The sequence below is a fragment of the Thioalkalivibrio sp. ALJ7 genome, from assembly GCF_000376865.1.
GTDB lineage: Bacteria > Pseudomonadota > Gammaproteobacteria > Ectothiorhodospirales > Ectothiorhodospiraceae > Thioalkalivibrio.
On the sequence record NZ_AQXQ01000008.1, the window covers coordinates 14,897 to 35,203 of the forward strand.

General features: G+C 62.5%; 21 protein-coding genes and 1 pseudogene. All 22 read right to left on the reverse strand.

Features of this window, described 5'->3' with window-relative positions; genetic code table 11:
• Positions 1–54: 54 nt before the first annotated feature.
• The 22 genes and pseudogenes from D002_RS0103005 to D002_RS0103110 all read right to left on the reverse strand — a co-directional run bounded on the left by D002_RS0103005 (position 55) and on the right by D002_RS0103110 (position 20,265).
• Positions 55–513, reverse strand: a complete 459-nt coding sequence (locus D002_RS0103005) for a chemotaxis protein CheW (RefSeq protein WP_155996102.1) — start codon at positions 511–513, stop codon at positions 55–57.
• Between the two features lie 138 nt (positions 514–651).
• A complete protein-coding gene (locus D002_RS0103010; RefSeq protein ID WP_018140432.1) occupies positions 652–1,338 on the reverse strand; it encodes a chemotaxis protein CheW in 687 nt (228 codons plus the stop codon).
• On the reverse strand, positions 1,335–2,135 hold the full coding sequence (locus tag D002_RS0103015; protein ID WP_018140433.1) for a ParA family protein: 801 nt from the start codon (positions 2,133–2,135) through the stop codon (positions 1,335–1,337). Before D002_RS0103015 ends, D002_RS0103010 begins: the two co-directional genes overlap by 4 nt.
• Positions 2,132–3,034, reverse strand: a complete 903-nt coding sequence (gene motD / locus D002_RS0103020) for a flagellar motor protein MotD (RefSeq protein ID WP_018140434.1) — start codon at positions 3,032–3,034, stop codon at positions 2,132–2,134. The genes D002_RS0103015 and motD overlap by 4 nt, the downstream gene beginning before the upstream one ends.
• 7 nt (positions 3,035–3,041) lie before the next feature.
• Positions 3,042–3,785 carry a flagellar motor protein gene (locus D002_RS0103025; protein WP_018140435.1) on the reverse strand — a complete coding sequence of 248 codons (744 nt, stop codon included), beginning with the start codon at positions 3,783–3,785 and terminating at the stop codon, positions 3,042–3,044.
• A 1-nt stretch (position 3,786) separates the two neighbouring features.
• Entirely contained in the window at positions 3,787–4,899 is a 1,113-nt protein-coding gene (locus tag D002_RS0103030) for a chemotaxis response regulator protein-glutamate methylesterase (protein WP_018140436.1), read from the reverse strand.
• A gap of 2 nt (positions 4,900–4,901) precedes the next feature.
• Positions 4,902–6,992 carry a chemotaxis protein CheA gene (locus tag D002_RS0103035; protein ID WP_018140437.1) on the reverse strand — a complete coding sequence of 697 codons (2,091 nt, stop codon included), beginning with the start codon at positions 6,990–6,992 and terminating at the stop codon, positions 4,902–4,904.
• A gap of 44 nt (positions 6,993–7,036) precedes the next feature.
• The gene (locus D002_RS0103040) at positions 7,037–7,813 is read right to left on the reverse strand and encodes a protein phosphatase CheZ (RefSeq protein ID WP_018140438.1); all 777 of its coding nucleotides are present in this window, start codon (positions 7,811–7,813) and stop codon (positions 7,037–7,039) included.
• Between the two features lie 110 nt (positions 7,814–7,923).
• Positions 7,924–8,304 (reverse strand): chemotaxis response regulator CheY, encoded by a 381-nt coding sequence (gene cheY, locus D002_RS0103045; RefSeq protein ID WP_018145741.1) that lies wholly within the window; start codon positions 8,302–8,304, stop codon positions 7,924–7,926.
• Positions 8,305–8,345: 41 nt separating this feature from the next.
• On the reverse strand, positions 8,346–9,113 hold the full coding sequence (locus D002_RS0103050) for an RNA polymerase sigma factor FliA (RefSeq protein WP_018140440.1): 768 nt from the start codon (positions 9,111–9,113) through the stop codon (positions 8,346–8,348).
• Entirely contained in the window at positions 9,110–9,934 is an 825-nt protein-coding gene (locus D002_RS0103055) for a MinD/ParA family protein (protein ID WP_018140441.1), read from the reverse strand. Before D002_RS0103055 ends, D002_RS0103050 begins: the two co-directional genes overlap by 4 nt.
• A gap of 168 nt (positions 9,935–10,102) precedes the next feature.
• Positions 10,103–11,168 (reverse strand): annotated as a pseudogene (flhF, locus tag D002_RS0103060) (flagellar biosynthesis protein FlhF); the annotation flags it as partial.
• Positions 11,169–11,273: 105 nt separating this feature from the next.
• Positions 11,274–13,376, reverse strand: coding sequence for a flagellar biosynthesis protein FlhA (gene flhA / locus D002_RS0103065; protein ID WP_018140443.1), 2,103 nt, complete (start codon positions 13,374–13,376; stop codon positions 11,274–11,276).
• The gene (flhB, locus tag D002_RS0103070; protein WP_018140444.1) at positions 13,376–14,527 is read right to left on the reverse strand and encodes a flagellar biosynthesis protein FlhB; all 1,152 of its coding nucleotides are present in this window, start codon (positions 14,525–14,527) and stop codon (positions 13,376–13,378) included. Before flhB ends, flhA begins: the two co-directional genes overlap by 1 nt.
• A gap of 1 nt (position 14,528) precedes the next feature.
• The gene (gene fliR / locus D002_RS0103075) at positions 14,529–15,302 is read right to left on the reverse strand and encodes a flagellar biosynthetic protein FliR (RefSeq protein WP_018140445.1); all 774 of its coding nucleotides are present in this window, start codon (positions 15,300–15,302) and stop codon (positions 14,529–14,531) included.
• Positions 15,303–15,572: a flagellar biosynthesis protein FliQ gene (gene fliQ, locus D002_RS0103080; protein ID WP_018140446.1), complete on the reverse strand. Its 270-nt coding sequence runs from the start codon at positions 15,570–15,572 to the stop codon at positions 15,303–15,305.
• Between the two features lie 9 nt (positions 15,573–15,581).
• Positions 15,582–16,334: a flagellar type III secretion system pore protein FliP gene (gene fliP, locus D002_RS0103085; protein ID WP_018140447.1), complete on the reverse strand. Its 753-nt coding sequence runs from the start codon at positions 16,332–16,334 to the stop codon at positions 15,582–15,584.
• On the reverse strand, positions 16,334–16,777 hold the full coding sequence (gene fliO / locus D002_RS0103090; RefSeq protein WP_018140448.1) for a flagellar biosynthetic protein FliO: 444 nt from the start codon (positions 16,775–16,777) through the stop codon (positions 16,334–16,336). Before fliO ends, fliP begins: the two co-directional genes overlap by 1 nt.
• A 2-nt stretch (positions 16,778–16,779) precedes the next feature.
• Positions 16,780–17,391, reverse strand: a complete 612-nt coding sequence (fliN, locus tag D002_RS0103095) for a flagellar motor switch protein FliN (RefSeq protein WP_018140449.1) — start codon at positions 17,389–17,391, stop codon at positions 16,780–16,782.
• Between the two features lie 11 nt (positions 17,392–17,402).
• Entirely contained in the window at positions 17,403–18,377 is a 975-nt protein-coding gene (gene fliM / locus D002_RS0103100) for a flagellar motor switch protein FliM (RefSeq protein WP_018140450.1), read from the reverse strand.
• A gap of 10 nt (positions 18,378–18,387) precedes the next feature.
• Positions 18,388–18,882 carry a flagellar basal body-associated protein FliL gene (gene fliL, locus D002_RS0103105; protein ID WP_018140451.1) on the reverse strand — a complete coding sequence of 165 codons (495 nt, stop codon included), beginning with the start codon at positions 18,880–18,882 and terminating at the stop codon, positions 18,388–18,390.
• Positions 18,883–19,170: 288 nt separating this feature from the next.
• Positions 19,171–20,265, reverse strand: a complete 1,095-nt coding sequence (locus D002_RS0103110) for a flagellar hook-length control protein FliK (RefSeq protein WP_026181480.1) — start codon at positions 20,263–20,265, stop codon at positions 19,171–19,173.
• Between the last annotated feature and the right edge of the window lie 42 nt (positions 20,266–20,307).

Below are 20,307 nucleotides of genomic sequence, written 5' to 3' on the forward strand. Positions count from 1 at the left end.
CACCTCCCCGGCTAAACCCGATGGCCCCTATCCAGATGGACCCCGGGTATCGACCTAGAGTTCGCGCAACTGCGCCCACTCCTCGTCCGATAGCAAGCGGTTCAGGTCGACCAGGATGGTCAAACCTTCCTCCGTGCTGGTCACACCCTGAATGAAGCGGCTGCTATCGTCATTGCCGACCTCCGGCGCCGGCTCGACGGAGTCCGGCGAGATTCGTACAACCTCCGAGACCGAATCGACCAGGATGCCAACGTTCTGGTTGTCGACATCGATAATAACGATGCGCGAAGCCTCGTCGGATTCGCGATCATCCAAGCCCATCCGGCGGCGGGCGTCGATCACGGTCACCACGTTACCCCGCAGGTTAATGATCCCGAGGATGTAGTCCGGCACGCCAGGAACCGGCGCGATCTCCGTCACCTTGAGGACCTCCTGTACCTGAAGGACGTCAATGGCATAGGTCTCGCCCGCCAGACTGAACGTCACATACGGGGCGGTATCGGCATTGGCCATGGCTTGTACGTCTTGTGCGCTGCTCATGTCGTCCTCGTCATTCCGTACAGGTACAGACTGCCCTGTAATATCGTCCTGCCCAGTGTATCGGCCGCACATCCGGATGCTTGAACGGACATGACAATCGGCAGGCCTTGATCACTCCCAGGCCCCTTCATCCAGGGTCCGGTCGAGTGCCTCCAGATCCAGCAAAGTGGCCATCTTTTCGCGTTCCACGCCGGCCAACCAGGGAAGGCGCCGGCGGTGGCTGCGCCAGCGCAGCGAATCCGGCTGGATCACACGCGTGCCATGGACTGCGCGGCAGGCAAGGGCAAAACGCGAGCCCGCGACAAAGACCACCTGGCGGGCGGTGTCGGCCTCGTATTCACGATCCTCGGGGGTTACCACCGCCGCAAGATCAATCAGCTGCACCCGGCCCTGCTTCGTATCCGCGAGCCCAAGGTACCAGACCGAGTGATTCGGAGTGGGTCGCACCTCCAGACTGTCCAGCGGGGCAACACCCCCAAGCGCATGCAATGGCGCCAGCAAGGTCAAATTGCCGGCCTCGATCACCAGGGCCGAGAAGGACTGCTCGGGACGCGCGTACTCGCGCTCACCCGGCACGGTCGGTGGCGGAACCACTGGCGCCTCGGCGGCCACTCCGACCTCGCGCATCGTGGTTTCCACCTCCACGACAGGCTCCGCCACCACGGACCGCGGCTCCAGGATGTCCGGGCGCAAGAGGGGGCGAGCCGGTGCCGGATCGTCCAACAAGCTGCCGAAATAGTCGTCCAGCGCTTCCGGTTCCGCCTTCAGGGCGAGATTATCTGCCTTGGATGGGTTCATCCGCGTCGCCTCCGCTCATGGGGCTCGGACAGCCTTCCTCCGATCGCCTCCAGCAGGTCCGAATAGGCCAGCACACCACGGGCATCCGGGATCATAAAACAAAGCGGCTGCCCGGCACTGGATGCATCGCGAAATTTCGTGTCCACCGGGATCACGCCAGGCCAGACGTCATCGTCATACAGGCGACGCAACTCGGCCAGCGCCTCGTGCGCCGCACGCGTACGGCGGTCGAACAAGGTGGGGATAATCCGATACTTGAGTTCGGCCTTACGCGACTTCTGCACCATCTTCAGCGTGTTGATCATCCGTTCAAGCCCCTTCAGGGCGAGGAATTCGGTCTGCACCGGCACCAGCAACTCGTCGCAGGCCGCCAGTGCATTCACCATCAGTACCCCGAGCATCGGCGGGCAATCCAGCAGCACGTAGTCGTACTGGTCTTCGATCTTTTCCAGGGCCTGCCGCAAAACCAGACCCATGCCGCTGCGGGTACCCAGCTGACGATCCAAAGTCGCCAGCGCCGTACTGGCCGTCAGCAGATCCAGCCCGGGAAAACGACTCTCGCGGATCAGGCCCGTCGGGTCAGGCGCTTCGCCCTCCGCGCACTGGCTGAACAGCTCGTACACGCCTCGGGTAGCCGTCTCCGGATCGTGGCCAAAATAGGCGGTCAGCGAGCCATGCGGGTCGACATCCACCAACAGCACACGCTGCTCTGGTCCGGACAACAGGCCACCGAGGGTCACCGTCGTCGTGGTCTTCCCCACGCCCCCCTTCTGGTTTGCTACCGCCCAGACCTTCATGGTGTGTCTCCATCCGTTGAGAGCGGTGCGGGTGCCAAGTCGTCGCGCAGGCGCTCCGGCTCCTGTGCGCCTTCGGCACGTGGTCGTGCCCCAGGCAGCACCACGATCGAGACACGCCGATTCTCTGCCCGGCCGTCCGCCGTATCGTTGCTCGCCACCGGGCGATGTTCGCCATAGCCCAGAGCCACCAGGTTTTCGGGATCGACGCCGGCCACTTCAAACTCGTTCACTACGGCCGCCGCCCGCCCGGAAGAGAGCTCCCAGTTGGAAGGATAGACGGCGGTCTGGATCGGCACATTGTCCGTGTGCCCCTCTACATGGATGCGCGAGACACGCGGCGCAAGGATCACCCCGACTTCACGCAGCAACGCCGTTGCCTCCGCATTGAGCGTTGCGGACCCGGAAGGGAACAACAACCGGCTCGTGATCTCGATCTCCAGCCAATAGGCCTCACGGGTGACGCGCAGATCGCCGTCCTCGATCCACTGCGCCATAGCCTGTTCGATCTCCCTAGCCGTATCCGCCAGGTCGTCGAGGAAGGCCTGCATTCCATCAGCCTCGGGGGTATCGTCCATCAACCCGCTCAACGCCATATCGATCGGCTGCGGCCCATCCTCAACCAGCCCCGGTTGCACCTCGATCGGCACCAGGGCTCGCAGATCCTGTGGACTGCGCTCCCGAGCCACGGTCGGCTCCCCCACCTGGATCGGATCGGCTTGCATGGGTGCGCGGAACGCATCCACAAGCGACTCCGAGAGGACTCGGTATTTCCCGTCATCCACCGAGGAGATTGCGTACATCACCACAAAAAACGCGAGCAGCAGCGTAACCAGATCCCCGTAGGGAATGGCCCAGGCCTCGTGATTCTCGTGTTCCTCCGCCCGCTTGCGTCGTGCCATGGTGACCTCACTCGTGGATGAAGCCACTCAGCTTGCTTTCGATGTTCCGGGGGTTCTCGCCCTCGGCAATCGCAATCAGCCCTTCCATCAACATTTGTTGATGTTGCGAGCGATTCTGAATAATTGACTTTAATTTGTTTGCCACCGGAAGGAACAACAGGTTCGCCGATGCAATACCGTAGATCGTGGCCACGAACGCCGCCGCTATCCCCGCCCCCAACTTGCTCGGATCGGCGAGGTTCTGCATCACCGCCATCAACCCCATCACCGCACCCACAATGCCCAGAGTCGGGGCATAGATCCCCATACTCTCGAAGACCTTGGCCCCTTGCAGGTCAAAGTGCTCGCGGTTGTCCAGGTCGGCCTCCAGGATCTGTCGAATGGTTTGAGGCTCACTGCCATCAACCAGCAGCTGCAACCCCTTGCGCGCAAACTCGTCGCTTTCCTCGTCGGCCAACGTCTCGAGACCCAGCAGGCCCTCTTTGCGCGCGACATTCGACCACTCGACGATCTGCTCGACCATCGCCCGGTTATTGATCTTGGGTGGCTTGAAGGCCCAAGGCAGGATGCGCATCCCATGCAAAAACACCACCATCCGCGCCTGCACCAGGGTCGCCCCCAGGGTCCCCAGCACCACGATCACGAAGGCAGCGGCGTTCCACAGCGCACCCAGACCACTGCCCTTGGCAATACTTCCGCCCAAGACGGCCACCAGCCCCAGCGTGATCCCGACGAGGCTCAAGATATCCATGTCAGCAGATCCCCTTTACCAGGGCCGGTCCGATCTCGGGCAACGGATACACGTGGTCCGACAGCCCCGCCTCGGCAACCGCCGCGGGCATCCCGTACACCACACAGGTCGCGGCATCCTGCGACCACACCTGAGCACCAACCGCCTTCAGAGCACGGGCCCCTTCACGGCCATCCGCACCCATACCGGTCAGCACCACGGCCAGGACCTGCCCCCGCAGGGCATCAACGGCAGAAGTAAACGCCGCGTCCACGCTTGGCTTATAGATCGTCCCCAAAGGGCTCTCGGAAATACGAACTTGCGTCTGGCTTCCGCGCTCCAGGGTGGTTTGCATACCACCTGGCGCGAGAAGGGCCACACCCGGCTTCAGGACATCACCGTCCTTCGCCTGGCGCACCTCGATATTGCACATTGCATTCAGGCGCTCGGCGAAGGCCGGGGTAAAACTGGCCGGCATGTGCTGCACCAGCAGAATCGGGAGTGGAAAGCTCGCTGGCAGCGGCTTCAGAACTTCCTGCAAGGCGACTGGGCCACCGGTTGAGGTCCCAATCAGCACCGCGCGCATTTGCCGCAGCGGCGTCTTGGGACGCGTACTGACAACTGGGGGAGCCTGCTTGCGGGCGTCGGCCGCAACCCGGTCGGCCTCCTCCCGGCGCGCGTTGGGCCGGGCCTCGCGAGCAGGCGCACTACTGCCCGGTGCACTCACCGAGCGTGCCCGGCTGCGCGACAAGGAACGCACGCGCCGGCGCAACAGCATGCGCGCGCTGTCTTCGTCGCTGGCCATGTCGCTGAAACGCTTGGGCAGGAAATCAACCGCCCCCGCCTCCAGCGCATCCAGGGTCGCCTGCGCACCTTCGGTGGTCAGGCTGGAAAACATCAGGATCGGCCGCGGGTTCTCGGCCATGATCTTGCGTACAGCGGTGATGCCGTCCATTACCGGCATCTCGATATCCATCGTTACCACATCGGGATCCAGCTCCCGAACCTTGGCAATCGCCTGTTCACCATTCTCGGCTGAACCGACCACCTCGATGCCGGAATCGGAATCGAGAATCTCCGCAATTCTTCGACGAAAAAATCCGGAATCATCGACCACCAGGACCTTGATCGGCATCCTCAGCCCTCGCTCGACCGCACCGCGCGGCGCGGCCGACCGGACATCTGCAGTTGCCGCATCAAGATGGTCACCAGGTCCGAGACGTCGAGGATCAGCGCGATTCCACCATCCCCCGTAATGGTCGCCCCCGCGAGGCCCTTCACCCCCTGCAGATTCTGACCGAGAGGCTTAATCACCACCTCTTCCTGTCCCACCAGGTCGTCCACCACCAGCCCCACCTTACGGTCGGCAGTATGCACCACAACCACATGGGCTTCCTTGCTCGGCTCGGGCTCGTGGCTAGGCTTCAGCCAGCGCTTGAGGTAGTGAATCGGGAGCGCGTGCTTGCGCACGATGATGACCTCCTGGTCATCCACGTAGTGCGTCTTGGTCAGATCCAGGTCCAGGATCTCCGAAACCGAGGCCAGGGGGATCGCGAAACGGCGCCCATCCAGAATCACCATCAAGGCCGGCAAAATCGCCAGCGTCAGCGGCAGTTTGACGCGCAGCGTGGTCCCGACACCAATCTCGGACTCAATGTCGATCATGCCGTTGAGTTGCGAGATCTTGGTCTTGACCACGTCCATGCCGACCCCGCGGCCGGAGACATCGGAGATCTCCGTCTTGGTCGAGAAGCCGGCCATGAAGATCACGTTAAAGGCCTCGCGATCCGTCATGCGCTCAGCCATGGCGGGCTCCATCAGGCCTTTCTCCACAGCCTTGCGACGCAGGGCATCAGGATCCATGCCACCGCCGTCATCCTTGATCAGGAGTGCAATATGGTCGCCTTCCTGCGCCGCGCCCAGCACCACGGTGCCCTTGCGCGGTTTGCCGGCGGCCTCGCGCACCTCGGGGGTCTCGATACCATGGTCTACCGCATTTCGTACCAGGTGGACCAACGGATCGGAGAGCGCCTCGACCAGGTTTTTGTCGAGGTCAGTATCCTCACCGAAGATCTCCAGTTCGATCTCTTTCCCCAGATTGCGCGACAGGTCGCGAATGACTCGGGGAAAGCGATTGAAGACCTTCTTCACCGGCTGCATCCGCGTCTTCATCACCGAGGTCTGCAGGTCCGAAGTCACCAGCGCCAACGAACTGATCGCCTTGCCCAACTCGTCGTCGACATGCTGCGAGCGCAGCATACTCAGGCGATTGCGCACCAGCACCAGTTCGCCAACCAGATTCATGATCTCGTCCAGGCGCTCGGTGTCGACGCGGACGGAGGTTTCGCCCTGCGGGGCCGAGCGGCCTCCAGCCTCGCCGCCCCCGCCTGCGCGGGCAGCACCACCACCCTGCCCTCCAGAGCCGACCTCCGCTTTGGCAGGCTCTTCGGCCGGGGCACTGGGGACCGGCTCTGGCGTTGCGGGTTCGCGGGTTTCGCTTGTGGGCGTCGCCACAGGGCCTTCGCCCCGGGACTGCAATTCATCCAGCAGATTCTCGAATTCGTCGTCGCTGATCAGGTCGCCGCTCGCAGCGGTATCCACATCACCGTCCGTGGCACCGGCCGGATCGGACTCCGAATCCTTGGCCAAGGGTGCGGGCGCAGAGTCCCCATGCAGGGTATCCAGAAGCGCTTCGAACTCGTCGTCTGTGATCTCGTCACCAGCCCCCACCATTCCGTCCGCAGCCGAGTCCTTGGGCTCGGGTTCAGGCTCAGGCTCAGGCTCAGGTTCCGGTTCCGGTTCCGGTTCCGGAGGTGATGACGGAGCCGCGGCCACATCTTCGTTTCTGGCCATGCGGCGCAGATCTTCGACCAGATCCGCTTCTGCCGGCGTCGGATCGACACCGGAGCGCAGATCCCCGAACATGACGTTCAGGCTATCCAGCACCCGAAGCATGGTGTCCATCAGGTGGCTATCCACCCGACGCTCGCCATTGCGCAACAGATTGAAGACATCTTCGGCGTGGTGACATACGGTCACCAGCGCGTCCAGGCTCAGGAAGCCGGCACCGCCCTTGATCGTATGGAAGCTGCGAAAGACTGCATTCAGAAGCTCCCGGTCGTCCGGGTTCTGTTCCAGGTCAATGAGTTGCTCGTTGAGCCCCTCAAGAAGTTCCCCGGCCTCGATCAGGAAGTCCTGAAGGATTTCGTCGTTGGGGTCGATGGCCATTCAGTCTCTCCAATCCCGTGGCGCCAGTCGCATGAGGGGTGCTGTCAAAAGCCCAGGCTCGACAACAGATCGTCCACCTCGTCCTGTCCTTGAACGACATCTCCGCTGGAATCTTGAGTCTTTGGCACACTCGGGCCATGCCCTTTGCGGTCGGCTTCGCGGTCGTCCTTGCTCCGCTCGATGGAGGCCTCGGCCGCTTCCACCTGCTCCATGCGGCCACTGGACAGCCGGATCAGGGACACCAGGTTCTCCTCCAGGTCCGTCACCAGCTGGATCACACGACGAATGACCTGCCCCGTAATATCCTGATAACTCTGGGCCATCAGCACTTCGGAGAGCAGTCGCCGAAGTTCTTCCGTATCGGTACCAGCCTGGGCAAAGAAGCCATCCAGATCCCGCGCGAAATCCCGGAACTCATCCACCGATAGCTGGCGGTTACGAAACCGTGTCCATTTTTCGGTCAGCTCAGCGGCCTGCTGGCTGAAGGATTCGGCGATGGGAAGACTCGACTCGATCGCATTCATCGTGTCGTGTGCCGCCTGTTCGGTCATCGTGACCACGTAGTTCAGGCGTTCCTTCGCATCGGGGATCTCGGCCTGCGTCAGCTCGACCAGTCTCGAGTCGCCCCGGAAGCTCTGCAAGGCCTCGTGGAGGTCTCGAGTCAGTTTGCCCAGTTCATCGAAGAGCTCGCGGTCATAAGGACGCGCCAAGTCCTGGACCAACGCCCGGGCACCCGTGTCGTCACCGGCTTCCAGTCGCTCGACGAGCTTGCGGGCGAGATCGAGCTGACCGTCACGCGGCGGATGTTCCTGTTCAGTCATGAAAAGCCTCTTGCTGAAACCCCGCCGCCAGGATATGACTCCCGGCGGCGTTAACAGGCGAACCGGTCCACTTTGGCGCCAAGCCAAAATGGACCGCTATCGGCACCAAGTTATCCTTGCGCCTCAATACGTTCAAAGATCTTATCGATCTTTTCCTTTAGGGTTTCAGCGGTAAACGGCTTGACCACATAGCCATTCACACCTGCTTCCGCCGCCTCCACGATCTGGTCGCGCTTGGCCTCTGCCGTCACCATCAGCACCGGCATCGACTTCAGATTGGCATCCGCCCGGACGGCCTTGAGCAAATCGATGCCCGGCATGTTGGGCATATTCCAGTCCGTAATCAGGAAGTCGAAGTCACCGTTTTGCAACATCGGCAACGCGGTACTCCCATCGTCGGCTTCCTGGGTATTGTTAAAGCCGAGATCGCGCAAGAGGTTCTTGATAATGCGCCGCATCGTGGAAAAGTCGTCCACGATGAGAATTTTCATTCCCTTGTCCACACGTCACTCCGGGATTCGTAGGGTGGGTTTTAGAATAACTGCAAAGCCGTGCCGTCTTCGAGCCACGACCCCATGCGCGCGCGCAGGCGGATCACCGCCTGACTGCGGATTTGGCTGACACGCGACTCGGTCACGCCCAACACCGCACCGATCTCGCGCAAATTCAGTTCCTCGATGTAGTACAGCGAAAGCACCAGACGCTCGCGTTCTGGCAAGTCGCCCAATGCCTCGGCCAGTTCCTCGCGGAACTCGCCCGCTTCCATATTCCGCGCGGGCGAAACCTCCTGACCCTCGATCACCCGATCGGCGCCATCATCGCCGCCGCCGAGGTCGTCCAGCGCGAACAAATGGGCACCGGCGTGATCCTGAAGCATCTCGTAATACTGATCGATGGGCACTTCCAGTTCCGCCGCGACTTCGCTACCGCGTGCGGCCCGGCCTTCGCGCGCCTCGACCGCCTGAATCGCGGCGGCGATGCGGCGGCTATTGCGGTGCACCGAACGCGGCGTCCAGTCACTACGGCGCAATTCGTCAATCATCGCACCGCGAATACGGATCCCGGCATAGGTCGCGAAAGTGGCGCCCTGGCCGCCCTCAAACTGCCGCGCGGCCTCCAGCAAACCGATCATTCCCGCCTGAATCAGGTCATCCACCTGGACCGAGGACGGCAGGCGGGCCATCAAATGATGGGCGATCCGGTGCACCAGTTCGATGTGATCAGCAATCAGCTGTTCGTGCCCACCGGATGCAGTGGACGTTGTTTGGTAGCCGGAAAGTCGATTTCGGGTCGTCATCATGCACTCTGGAGCATTCGTTCCACGAAAAACCCGACGCCCCCGTGGTCACCCTTACCGACCGGCCAACGATCAACCGTCCGGGCCAGCTCGGCGAAGGCCTTGCCCGCCGGGCTGCCGGGATACTGCTGGACCACCGGCGCGCGCTTCTGCACCGCCTTGCGTAGGTGCTCGTCCATGGGAATATAGCCGGCCAGGTCCAGGACAACCTCCGGCAAATAGTTGCCGCAAACGGTATTCAGTTTCTGCATCAGGCGGTCGGCACCTTCGCGCCCGCTGACCATGTTGGTCACCATGCGGAAACGACGCATGCCGTGGTCCCGGTGCAGCACCTTGATCAGGGCGTAGGCATCGGTAATCGATGCCGGCTCGTCACAAACCACCACCAGGGTCTCTTGAACCGCGCGACAGAACGAGGTCACGGACTCCTGCAGCCCTGCTGCGGTATCCACGATCAACACATCCAACGGCTTGCTATAGGCGCTGAAGGCATGGATCAGCCCAGCATGTTCGGCCGGGGTTAGGTTCGCCATCGCGGCGATGCCGGAAGCCGATGGCACCACCTTCACTCCGTCCGGCCCCTGGACCAGCACATCCTCCAGGCTCTCCACCTCGCCGGTCACGAGGTCGTGCAGCGTTCGTTCCGGCCGCAGGCCAAGCAAGAGATCGACATTGGCGAGGCCTAGGTCCGCGTCGAACAGCATCACTTCGCGCCCCAGCCGAGCCAGGCCCACCGACAGGTTGACCGAGACATTGGTCTTGCCAACGCCACCCTTGCCGGAGGCGACTGCGATGACCTTCAAGGGTTTGTTAGTGCGTGGCATAACGGCCCTTTCCAACCGGGTGAATCAGTTCCAGGCTCGCGGGTTCGGCACTGGTGGCCGGACGCGGTTGCGAGCGCGCTCGGCGCGGCGGGTCCATCTCCGCCAGGCGCTCGGCGGCCCAGGTCTCGCGGGCGTTTGCTTTCGCCATTGAACCATCCGCGTCGTCATCCAGTGCCAGGTGGGTCAGATGGCCGGTATCCACGCGATGGAAGTCTTCCGCGACGCGCTGACCATCGCTGACGAATCCCAGCCCCAGATGTTGATCCAGCAGCACTGACAACACCTCGCCTAATTGTTCGGCCTCGTCCAGCTTGGTCAACACCAGCGCCGAAGGCTCTGCCTTGCGGAAGGCCTCGAGCACCCGCCGCAGGGTGTTGCCCTGAGTAGTGGCCGATACCACCAGCCAGCTCTCGGCGCGAATGCTCGGCGGCAGATGCGCAAACAACGACTCCTCTTCCACTGCGTTCGGAGCCTGCCCCGCCGTATCCACCAGGATCAGGTGTCCATCCTCCACCCGCCGGGCCAGGTCACGCAATTCGCGCGCATTTTGCAACGCACGGACCGAGACCCCCGCCATCTGGGCAAAGGCCTGCAGCTGCCGCGTCGCGCCGATCCTTTGTGAGTCCAATGTAACCAGCGTAACCGAATCCGGGCCCATGCGACGGATTTGGCGCAATGCGATCCGCGCGAGGGTGGTGGTCTTGCCGACACCTGTGGGTCCGACCATTGCCAGCAATCCGCCTTCGTCGAGGATGGTTGGGCGATGCGTCGCGATCGCCCCCGACAAGCGGGCACGCAGACGCTCCCATGCCTGCTCCGGGGAGCTGTCATCCAGAATGCTGCCCGCAAGACTCCGTGCCAGGGATTCACTGAAGCCCCGGTCCATCAGGCGCGCCTTGCACTCGGCTGCCAGCGGGTGGCGCGCAGCCCATCGGGCCTCTTCGCTCTCGGCGTACTGGCGATTCATCAGGCTGCGCAGGTCGCGGAGCTCCTGACGCATCGCCTTCAGCTCCGGATCGGCGGGCCAGGAAGGCGCCCCCTGCTCCGGGGCTCGTTCGGCGGACGGGCGCGCGGGGCTGCTGGAGCGTGTCCTTTCCGGCTCGTGCATCGGCTCGGAGGATTCACCGTCTTCCAGCGCGGCGACCACCTCCAGCCAACCATCGACGCGCCGGCTGGACAGAATCACCGCATCTTCGCCCTGCTGCTCGCGCACCTGACGCATCGCGTCACGCATGTCCCGGGCCCGATATCGTCTGACGTTCATGCTTTATCTCCTGTGCCGCTTGCGCGACGGAACCCTTTTGCTCGTTCTTCGGCGCTTGTTCTCAGGCGCTCACGTTCAGGCCGGCTGTTTCTGTGACTCTTCCTGGCCCACGGTCGCCACCACCCGAATCCGACGGTTGTCCGGGATCTCGGTGAAGGCCAGCACCGTCAGGCTACGAACCGCGCCGCGCAGCCACCCGGCAATCCAGGACCGGATCTCCGGTGCCACCACCAGGATCGCCGCTTGTCCGGCCATCTCCTGACGGCGGGCCGCATCGGCCACCGAACGCTGCAACCGTTCCGCCAGTCCGGGCTCCAATCCAACCGTCCCGCCCGAGCTGCCTTGCAGGGACTTATGCAAGAGCTGTTCCAGCGAGGGGTCCAGTGCGATCAATGGCAGCTCATCCTCCGGTCCTACAAGGTCCTGGACGATCGAACGCGACAATGCGACGCGCACGGCGGCAGTCAAAGTGCCGGGATCCTGACTCTTTACACCCTCGTCTGCCAGGGTTTCGGCGATCGTTCGCAGATCGCGAATCGAGACCTGTTCGGCCAGCAGGTTCTGCAACACCTTCAGCACGATCGACAGCGACAGCGTCTTGGGAACGAGGTTCTCCACCAGCTTCGGAGAATGCCGGGCCAGCTGGTCCAGCAGATGCTGAGCCTCTTCGTGGCCGATCAGGCGGTGAGCGTTCTCGCGGAACACCTGCGACAGGTGCGTGGCAATCACGGTCGAACAATCCACCACGGTATAGCCCGCCCCCTGGGCCTGGTCCCGATCCGCCGGATCGATCCACAGGGCGTCCAGGTTGAAGGTCGGATCCTTGGTGGGCGTACCCGGCACCGTTCCAAAGACCTCGCCCGGATTGATCGCCAACTCGCGATCGGGGAACACCTCGGCCTCGGCCACGGTGACTCCGAGCAGACTGATGCGATAGGCATTGGGGCTCAGTTCGAGGTTGTCGCGGATATGCACCGGCTGCAGCAGGAAACCCAGTTCCTGCGACAACTTGCGCCGAACCCCCTTGATGCGGCCCATCAACTGTCCGTCCTGGGTGCGATCCACCAGTGGAATCAGGCGGTAGCCGACCTCCAGGGACACCAGATCCACCGGTGGCACGTCTTCCCAGGTCAGATCGCGATCCTCCGAGCGGGTTGCAGACTCGGACTCCGGTGCGATGCGTTCAACCTCCACCTCTGCCTGGCGGCTCTGCCGCCTGAGCAGGTAGGCCCACCCAAAGATCAGCGCGGCCAGACCCAGAAACACCGCATTCGGCATACCCGGTACGACGCCCAGTGCGGCAATCACCCCACCCGCGACATACAACACGCGCGGATTGGAGAACATCTGGCCGTAGACCTGCTGGCCCATGTCCTGGCTGCTGGTCACGCGGGTCACGATGATTGCGGTGGCCGACGACAGGACCAGCGAGGGGATCTGGGCGACCAGGCCATCGCCAATGGTCAAAAGCACGTAGTTGGTGGCGGCGTCGCCAAGGGACATCCCGTGCTGCACCGCACCAATGGTCAGGCCACCGATGATGTTCACGAACAGGATCAGGATGCCCGCGATCGCATCCCCGCGAACGAACTTGGAGGCACCGTCCATCGAGCCGTAGAAATCCGCCTCGCTGGCGATCTCTTCGCGGCGCTTGCGCGCCTCTTCCTGGCTGAGGATGCCGGCATTCAGATCGGCATCGATCGCCATCTGCTTGCCAGGCATGGAATCCAGCGTGAAGCGCGCGCTGACCTCGGACACGCGCCCAGCCCCCTTCGTTACGACTACGAAGTTGATAATGATCAGAATCGCAAACACCACCAGGCCGACGGTGTAGTTCCCACCGACCACGAAATCACCAAAGGCCTGAATCACCTTGCCGGCGGCGTCCGTTCCGGTATGCCCTTCCAGCAGGATCACGCGCGTGGATGCGATGTTCAGCGCCAGGCGCAGCAGAGTGGCAACCAGCAAAACGGTTGGGAATACGGCGAATTCAAGCGGCCGCGGTGTGTACACCGCCACCATGATCACGACCAGCGACAACGCGATATTGAAGGTGAACAGTACGTCCAATGCCAACGGCGGCAATGGCAGTACCATCATCGAGAGCATCGCGACCAACAGGATCGGCGCGCCCAGCCCCCATTTGCCCACGTTCCCGAGGCGGTCGAAGAAGGCCATCAGCGATTCCTCCGATTACCGCGTTGCTTGTCGGGATCCAGGTAGTCCTCGGGTACCGGCAGGTCACCTGGCATTTCGGCATCCGCGTCGGCGCGCTTGAGCTGGTAGACGTAAGCGAGAATGCGCGCCACCGCCACAAACAGCCCGTTCGGGATCTCCTGATTCAGATCGGTGGTGAAGTAGATGGCTCGTGCCACGCGCGGGGCCTCGACACGGATGATCGCGTGCTCATCAGCCACCGCGCGGATCGAGGCCGCCACTTCATCCGCGCCCTTCGCCACGACCTTCGGCGCCGCCATGCGCGAGGCCTCGTAGACAATCGCCACCGCATAGTGGGTCGGGTTGGTGATCACGACGTCGGCCTTGGGCACCTCCTCCATCATCCGGCGCTGGGCCATCTCCTGCTGCAACTGACGGACCTTCTGCTTGACCTCGGGCTTGCCGTCGGTCTCCTTGTATTCGTCCTTGACCTCCTGGCGAGTCATGCGCAGCTGCTTTTGGTGGTTCCACATCTGGAACGGGGCATCGATCGCCGCCACCAAGATCAACGCCGCCGAGACCGCGATGAACGTTCCCAGGACCAACTGCGCGGCATGCGCAATCCCCTGATGGAGCGGCTCGTATCCCAGCATCAGCAGTCGATCCGAGAACGTGGCCAGCACCGCCACCGCCACGCTGGAGATCAACACGAACTTGGCAAAGGTCTTGCCGAACTCCATCAAGCCCTGCCAGGAGAAGATCCGCTTGAGGCCCTTCAGCGGATTCAGCTTAGAGGCCTTCGGTGCCGCCGCCTTCCACGAAAAGTTGGCCCCACCAATCACGATCGGCGCCAGCATCGCGGCGACAATGAGCACGCCAAACAACGGGAACAGCATGCGCAGCGTCCGAAAGATCTCCTCCGCCAAGTACGGCAGCAACAAGGAGGAGTCGTACACCATCTCGCGTTCAATATCGAAGCGGTTACCCGTCTGATCCGCGAGCTGCGCGCCCATGTGCGGACCGAACATCAACATGAAGCTCCCAGCCGCCATCAGCACCAGGAACGTGCTGAGTTCACGCGAGCGCGGTACCTGCCCCTTCTCCTTCGCCTCGCGCAGGCGTTTCGGAGTCGGCTCTTCACTTTTTTCTTGTCCGCTCTCGTTCTCGGCCATCTCAGAAACCCATCCGCGTCTGCATCAGGTGGAAGCCTTCGAACATCAACTCCCCGAAGCGCTCCGGCAGCCCGGGCAAGGTGAACATCAGCAGCACAAAACCCATCAGGATCATCATCGGGAAGCCCACCGCGAAGATGTTGAGCTGCGGCGATGCGCGGGTGATGACCCCCATGGAGATATTCACCAACAACAGCGACGCGACCGCCGGCAAGGCGACCAGTACCGCGCCGACAAACATCATGGAGCCGAACGCCGCCAACGCATGGAACGCCTCGGCATTCAGACCCGTCGGCGCAATGGGCATGGTCTCGAAGCTGGTTAGCATTAGTTCGAGGGCAATCAGGTGCCCGTTCATGGCCAGGAACAGCAAGGTCGAGAAGATTACGAAGATGGTCGACACCACCGGGACTTGCACCCCCTGGGCTGGATCCACGATGGACGCAAAACCAAGACCCATGCCCAGTGCGATCACCTCGCCCGCCTGGGTCACGGCCGAGAACACCATTTGCAGGATGAAACCCATGAACACACCAATCGCGATCTGATGCAGGGTGACGACGACCCCCTCCAGGCTGAGCGGGTCGATGTCCGGCAGCACCGGACCCTGCATCGCGACGAAAATCGACAGGAGGAGCGCCAGGCCCATGCGCACACGGACATTCACGGTATCGGCGCCAAAAATCGGCATGGCCACCAACATGGCGCCAATGCGCGCGAACGGCCACAGGACCGCCCCCACCCACAGCACCAGCTGTTCGGCCGCCAGGGTCACTTAGCCCACCATCCCCGGCGCGCCCTCGTAGAGCCGCTCGGTGTAGTCAATCAGCAACGCCAGCATCCAGTGGCCACTGATCAGCAGGGCCGCGAACATCGCCAATAGCTTCGGGATGAACGACAGCGTCATTTCCTGCACCTGGGTAGCCGCCTGCAACATGCCGATCGCCAGGCCCACAGCCAAGGCGGTTAGCAGCGGTGGCGCCGCCAACAGCACCACGATAGTCAGGGTCTCGCGCCCCACATCGACAACCAGTTCGGGTGTCATCTGGATCTCCTAAACAAAGAAACTGGTGGCGAGGGTGTTCATCATCAGGGCCCAGCCATCGACCAGAACGAACAACATCACCTTGAACGGCAGAGAGATGATCAGCGGTGACAGCATGACCATCCCCATCGACATCAGGACGGATGCGACCACCAGATCAATGATCAGAAAGGGAATCAGGATCAAAAAGCCGATCTGGAAGGCGGTCTTCAGCTCGCTGGTGATGAAAGCGGGTACCAACAGGCTCAAGGGGATGTCCTCGGCTTCCTCGAAGCCGTCGATCCCGTTGATCTCGGCGAACATCGCGATATCGCTTTCGCGCGTGTGCGCCAGCATGAACTCGCGCAGGGGCTGCACGCCCGCCTCCAGCACCTCTTCCGTACCCATCTCCTCGTTCACATAGGGCACGAACGCAGTCTCGTAGATCTCGTCGAACACCGGTGCCATCACGAACAAGGTCAGGAAGAACGCCAGGCCAATCAGGATCTGGTTGGATGGGGTCTGAGTCGTCCCCAGGCCCTGACGCAGGATCGCCAGCACCACCAGGATGCGGGTGAACGCGGTCATCATGATCAGGATCGACGGCAGCAGGGTCAGCAGCGTCATCAGCAGGATGATCTGCAGCGTGACCGAGTAGGTCTCGCCCCCATCCCCGTTGGTGGTCACGGTCAGGGCCTCGATGCCCTGTGCGACCTGAGCACCCGCCAGACCCGGCAAGGCCAACAGACCCAAGGCCATTGCGATTCGCATAACCCGCGACATCACGGATTTCCCCGTTCGCTGGCGGGCGCGCTACGGCGGCTCACGGCGCGCTTGAGTGCGCTGGAGAAATCCGGGGTCTCGCCCACCGCCGCCGTCACCGGCTCGTTCATTGTGTGCAGGGTGCGAATCCCGGAGGGCGCCACGCCGACCAGGACCTGCTCATTCCCGACCTGAACGAGCACCAGACGCTCTCGGGTCCCCACCGAGCGTGCCGCTACGATCTCGATCGCCTGCGATCCCCGGTTCAAGCCACCCTGTGTGCGACGAAGGACCCACCCCAACACCACGATGGCCCCAATCACGAGCACCAACCCGCCAATCAGTTGGGCCAGATAGCCCGCCGCACCACCACTGCCACTGTCGGCAAGGGCGTTGAGTGGCCAGAGGCTCCCCGTGACGGCCGCCAAAATGGTGGCCGATATGCGCGTATAACGTTGATTCATGGCTATTTAAGCTTTCGGATCCGCTCGCTGGGGCTAATCACGTCGGTCAGGCGGATACCAAACTTTTCGTTGACCACCACCACCTCGCCATGGGCGATGAGCGTGCCGTTTACCAGCACGTCCAACGGCTCACCGGCTAACCGGTCCAGCTCCACCACCGAACCCTGATTCAACTGCAGGAGGTTGCGGATCGGGATTCGGGTACGGCCGATCTCCATGGAGATGGTGACCGGCACGTCCAGCACCATCTCCAGATTCATCTCTTCGCCATCGCCCTGAACGACTCCCGACAGCTGTTCGGGCTGCAAAGCCTCGGCGCTTTCGTCAGGCTTGTGCTTGCGCTCTCGCTTCTCGACTTTCTCTGCTTTCTCGGCCTTCGGGGTATCCTCTGCCACCGCCTCGGCACTGCTGCCACCCTGTGCCTCGTTCAACAGGGCGTCCGGGTCGGCGGCGCCTTCGTCGTCCTCGTCCTTCTGTTGAGCCAGAGCCGCCGCCCATTCATCGGCCAGGGCTTGGTCATCGGAGCCACCTTCCGTCGAATCCGTGGCCTCGTTTTCCGTGGCCTCTTCATCCGGGGTTGGAGTGTCCTGTTTGGGATCGTCGGTGTCTGCCATGTTGCGGCCCTCTATCGTTTGATAATGCGTTCCGAAACCTGGAGCGCATTCATGCCATTGGATACGCCGAACTTCCCACGGAACATCGGGATGTCTTCGACCTGCAAGGTGATCGTGTCGGGGAGATCGACCGGGATAATGTCTCCGGGCTGGATATCCAGCAGTTCACGCACCGTGACCTCGGTCTCGGCGAGCATGGAGCTGATCTCGACCTCCGCGGTCTGAATCTCCTCCTGCAAGGCGTGCATCCAGCGCTGATCCACATCGGAACGGTCGGACTGGATACCGGTATCCAGCTGCTCGCGTATCGGCTCGATCATCGAGTACGGCAGGGTTACGTGCAGGTTGCCGCCCCCACCGTCGAGCTCGATGTGAAATTCGCTGATCACCACGATCTCGGTGGGCGAGACGATATTGGCGAACTGGGGATTCACCTCGGAGTTCAGAAACTCGAACTGGAGCTCCATCACCGGCTGCCAGGCCTTCTGCATGTCCTCGAAGGCACCCTGAAGCACCCCGTGTACGACCTTCATCTCCATCGGCGTGAAATCACGCCCCTCGATACGCGTGTAGTAACGCCCGTCCCCGCCAAAGAAGTTGTCGACCAGGATGAACACCAGCTTGGGATCGAACACGAACAGCCCCGTGCCATGCAGCGGGTGCGCGCGCACCAGGTTCAGGCTGGTAGGCACGAACAGCGAATGCATGTACTCGGAGAATTTGGTGATCCGGGTGCCCACCACCGAGATCTCGGCGGACCGCCGCAACACGTTGAACAGACGGACCCGGAGATGACGCGCAAAGCGCTCGTTGATCATCTCCAGCGTGGGCATGCGCCCACGGACGATCCGATCCTGGGTCGCGAAATTGAATTCCCGCGCCTGCCCATCACTGGGATACGGGTCTTCGACCTCGACTTCGCCCTCGTCTACACCGTGCAGGAGGGCATCGATCTCGTCCTGGCTGAGGATATCCGTCTGTGCCATGACGAGGCTCCTACTGCATCACCAGTTCGTTGAACAACACGGCCTCGACCGCGTTCGGGGCATCCCGCGAGCTCAGAATTTCCCGGATCGCCTCTTTCAGCTCCTCCGCAAGTGTCTCCTTGCCCGACCGTGTGTTCAGGTCTTCATAGCGCTGCTCGCCCAGGATGCCGAGGACGTCGTTGCGGATCGCCGGCATATGTCGCTCAAGCGCCGCGGTGACGTCCGCGTCGTGCGTCACCAAGCTCAACTCGGCCCGCAGGTAGCGAATCCGGCCTGGGGCCTCGATGTTCACAGTCATCGGCTCCAGGCTGGTGTAGAAGCGTTCCGGCGGGCCGGTTTCGACTTGCTCGTCATTGCCGTCTCCGGCGAGGAAGAACCAGGCCGCTCCCGCAGCCCCGCCGATCAATAGAACGGCAACCAGCAGCAGGACAATCAGTTTGCCCATGCCACCCTTCTTCGGGGCGCCGTCTTCACCGCCATCCAGATTGACTTCCTTCTCTGCCATTTCGCACCCACTGTCCGGTTAAACCAGGAATTCCCTCTTGGCCAGGACCATAGCAAGCTGGATGCCAGAGTTCGATTTTCTTCGAACTATCCGACGGTTATGACACAAATAAGGTATTGAAGAGGGCGCGGACGCGCCCCTGGAGACCGGATAACGTCAAGAATCGGCCGTCACAGCGCACCGAAAGACGGGATCTTGGCGCCCATCAGAAGGGCCGGCCAGAACGTCCAGAGGGACTCTGTACATCAAGGTAGAAAAGGGCCCAGGGCCACTGCCCGGGCCGGCAGTTCAGGCAAACAGGTCCAGGCGACGGTTCAGCATCGAAAGCGTGCTGCCTTCGTCGTCATCGTTGGCCTCATCCATGAGCTCCGCCTCGGCATCAGCCGCCGCCTGCTGCGCATCCTGCTCGGCCTGTTCTTCAGCCGCCTGATCGGACACGGTTGCATCCTCGAGCGTCAGCCCGCTCTCCGCCAGACTATCGCGCAAGCGGGGCATGGCGGCTTCGAGAACTTCGCGGGTCACTGGATTGGCACTGATGAACTGGATGCTGGTGCGATCACCATCCACCAGCACGCGCACATCCAGGCTCCCCAGCTGTGGGGGGTGCAGCTTGAGCTCGGTACGTCCACCCTGAGCCTGCGCGAGCATCCGGACCTGATCGGCCAGCTCCCGCGCACCGTTCGGCTGTTGCAACAAACGGGTCAAATCCAAGCGTGGCAGCGCTCGCGCCGACTCACTCGCTTCGGATTGCCCGGCCAGAGCCGGCAACACACCCTGCACCGTATCCGCTCGGGAGCGCCGGGCATCATCACCGCCCTGCGTCATCCATTGGGTCAGCACATCCAGCACATTCTCGCGAGTCAGGCCCACAGGTGCACCCAGCACCTCAGGTTTCAGGTTGGCCCCGCCCCCTGAGGCCTGGCTGGCTTCGATAAAGAGACGCATCACGGCCGCCGGCAACGGCTTGACCGGAAGCGCCTGCGCCTCGCCACCGGAACGGCCCGTTACCGGAGTCGTTTCGCTCCGTCCGGAGGCATTCGAGCCGGCATCCGATACTGCCGCCATCAAACCGGCGAGCGGCAAACCCTTGCCATCGGCCTCTTCCTGGCCGGCGAACTCCTGCCCGTCCAGCAGATCCTGCAAGCGTGAGAGCATCGCCTCCAGGTCCAGCCCTTCAAGCTCGTCCGCTGGGACCCCGAGATTCGCCAACAAGGCCTCCATCTGCGGTTCAAGCACCGCCAGGAAGCTTTCGCCACCCTCACCCTTCAAGCCCGGCAAGCCGCCTTCCATGCCCTTCAGGCCATCCAGGTCCTGCAGCGATCCACCGCCCAACAATTGCAGCAGCGGCAGCATCCCTTGGCCGGCGTTTTGTGTCGCGATCATGTTCGGATCCTCTTCGTGCCGGGGCATTCCCCGCGCGCTCGC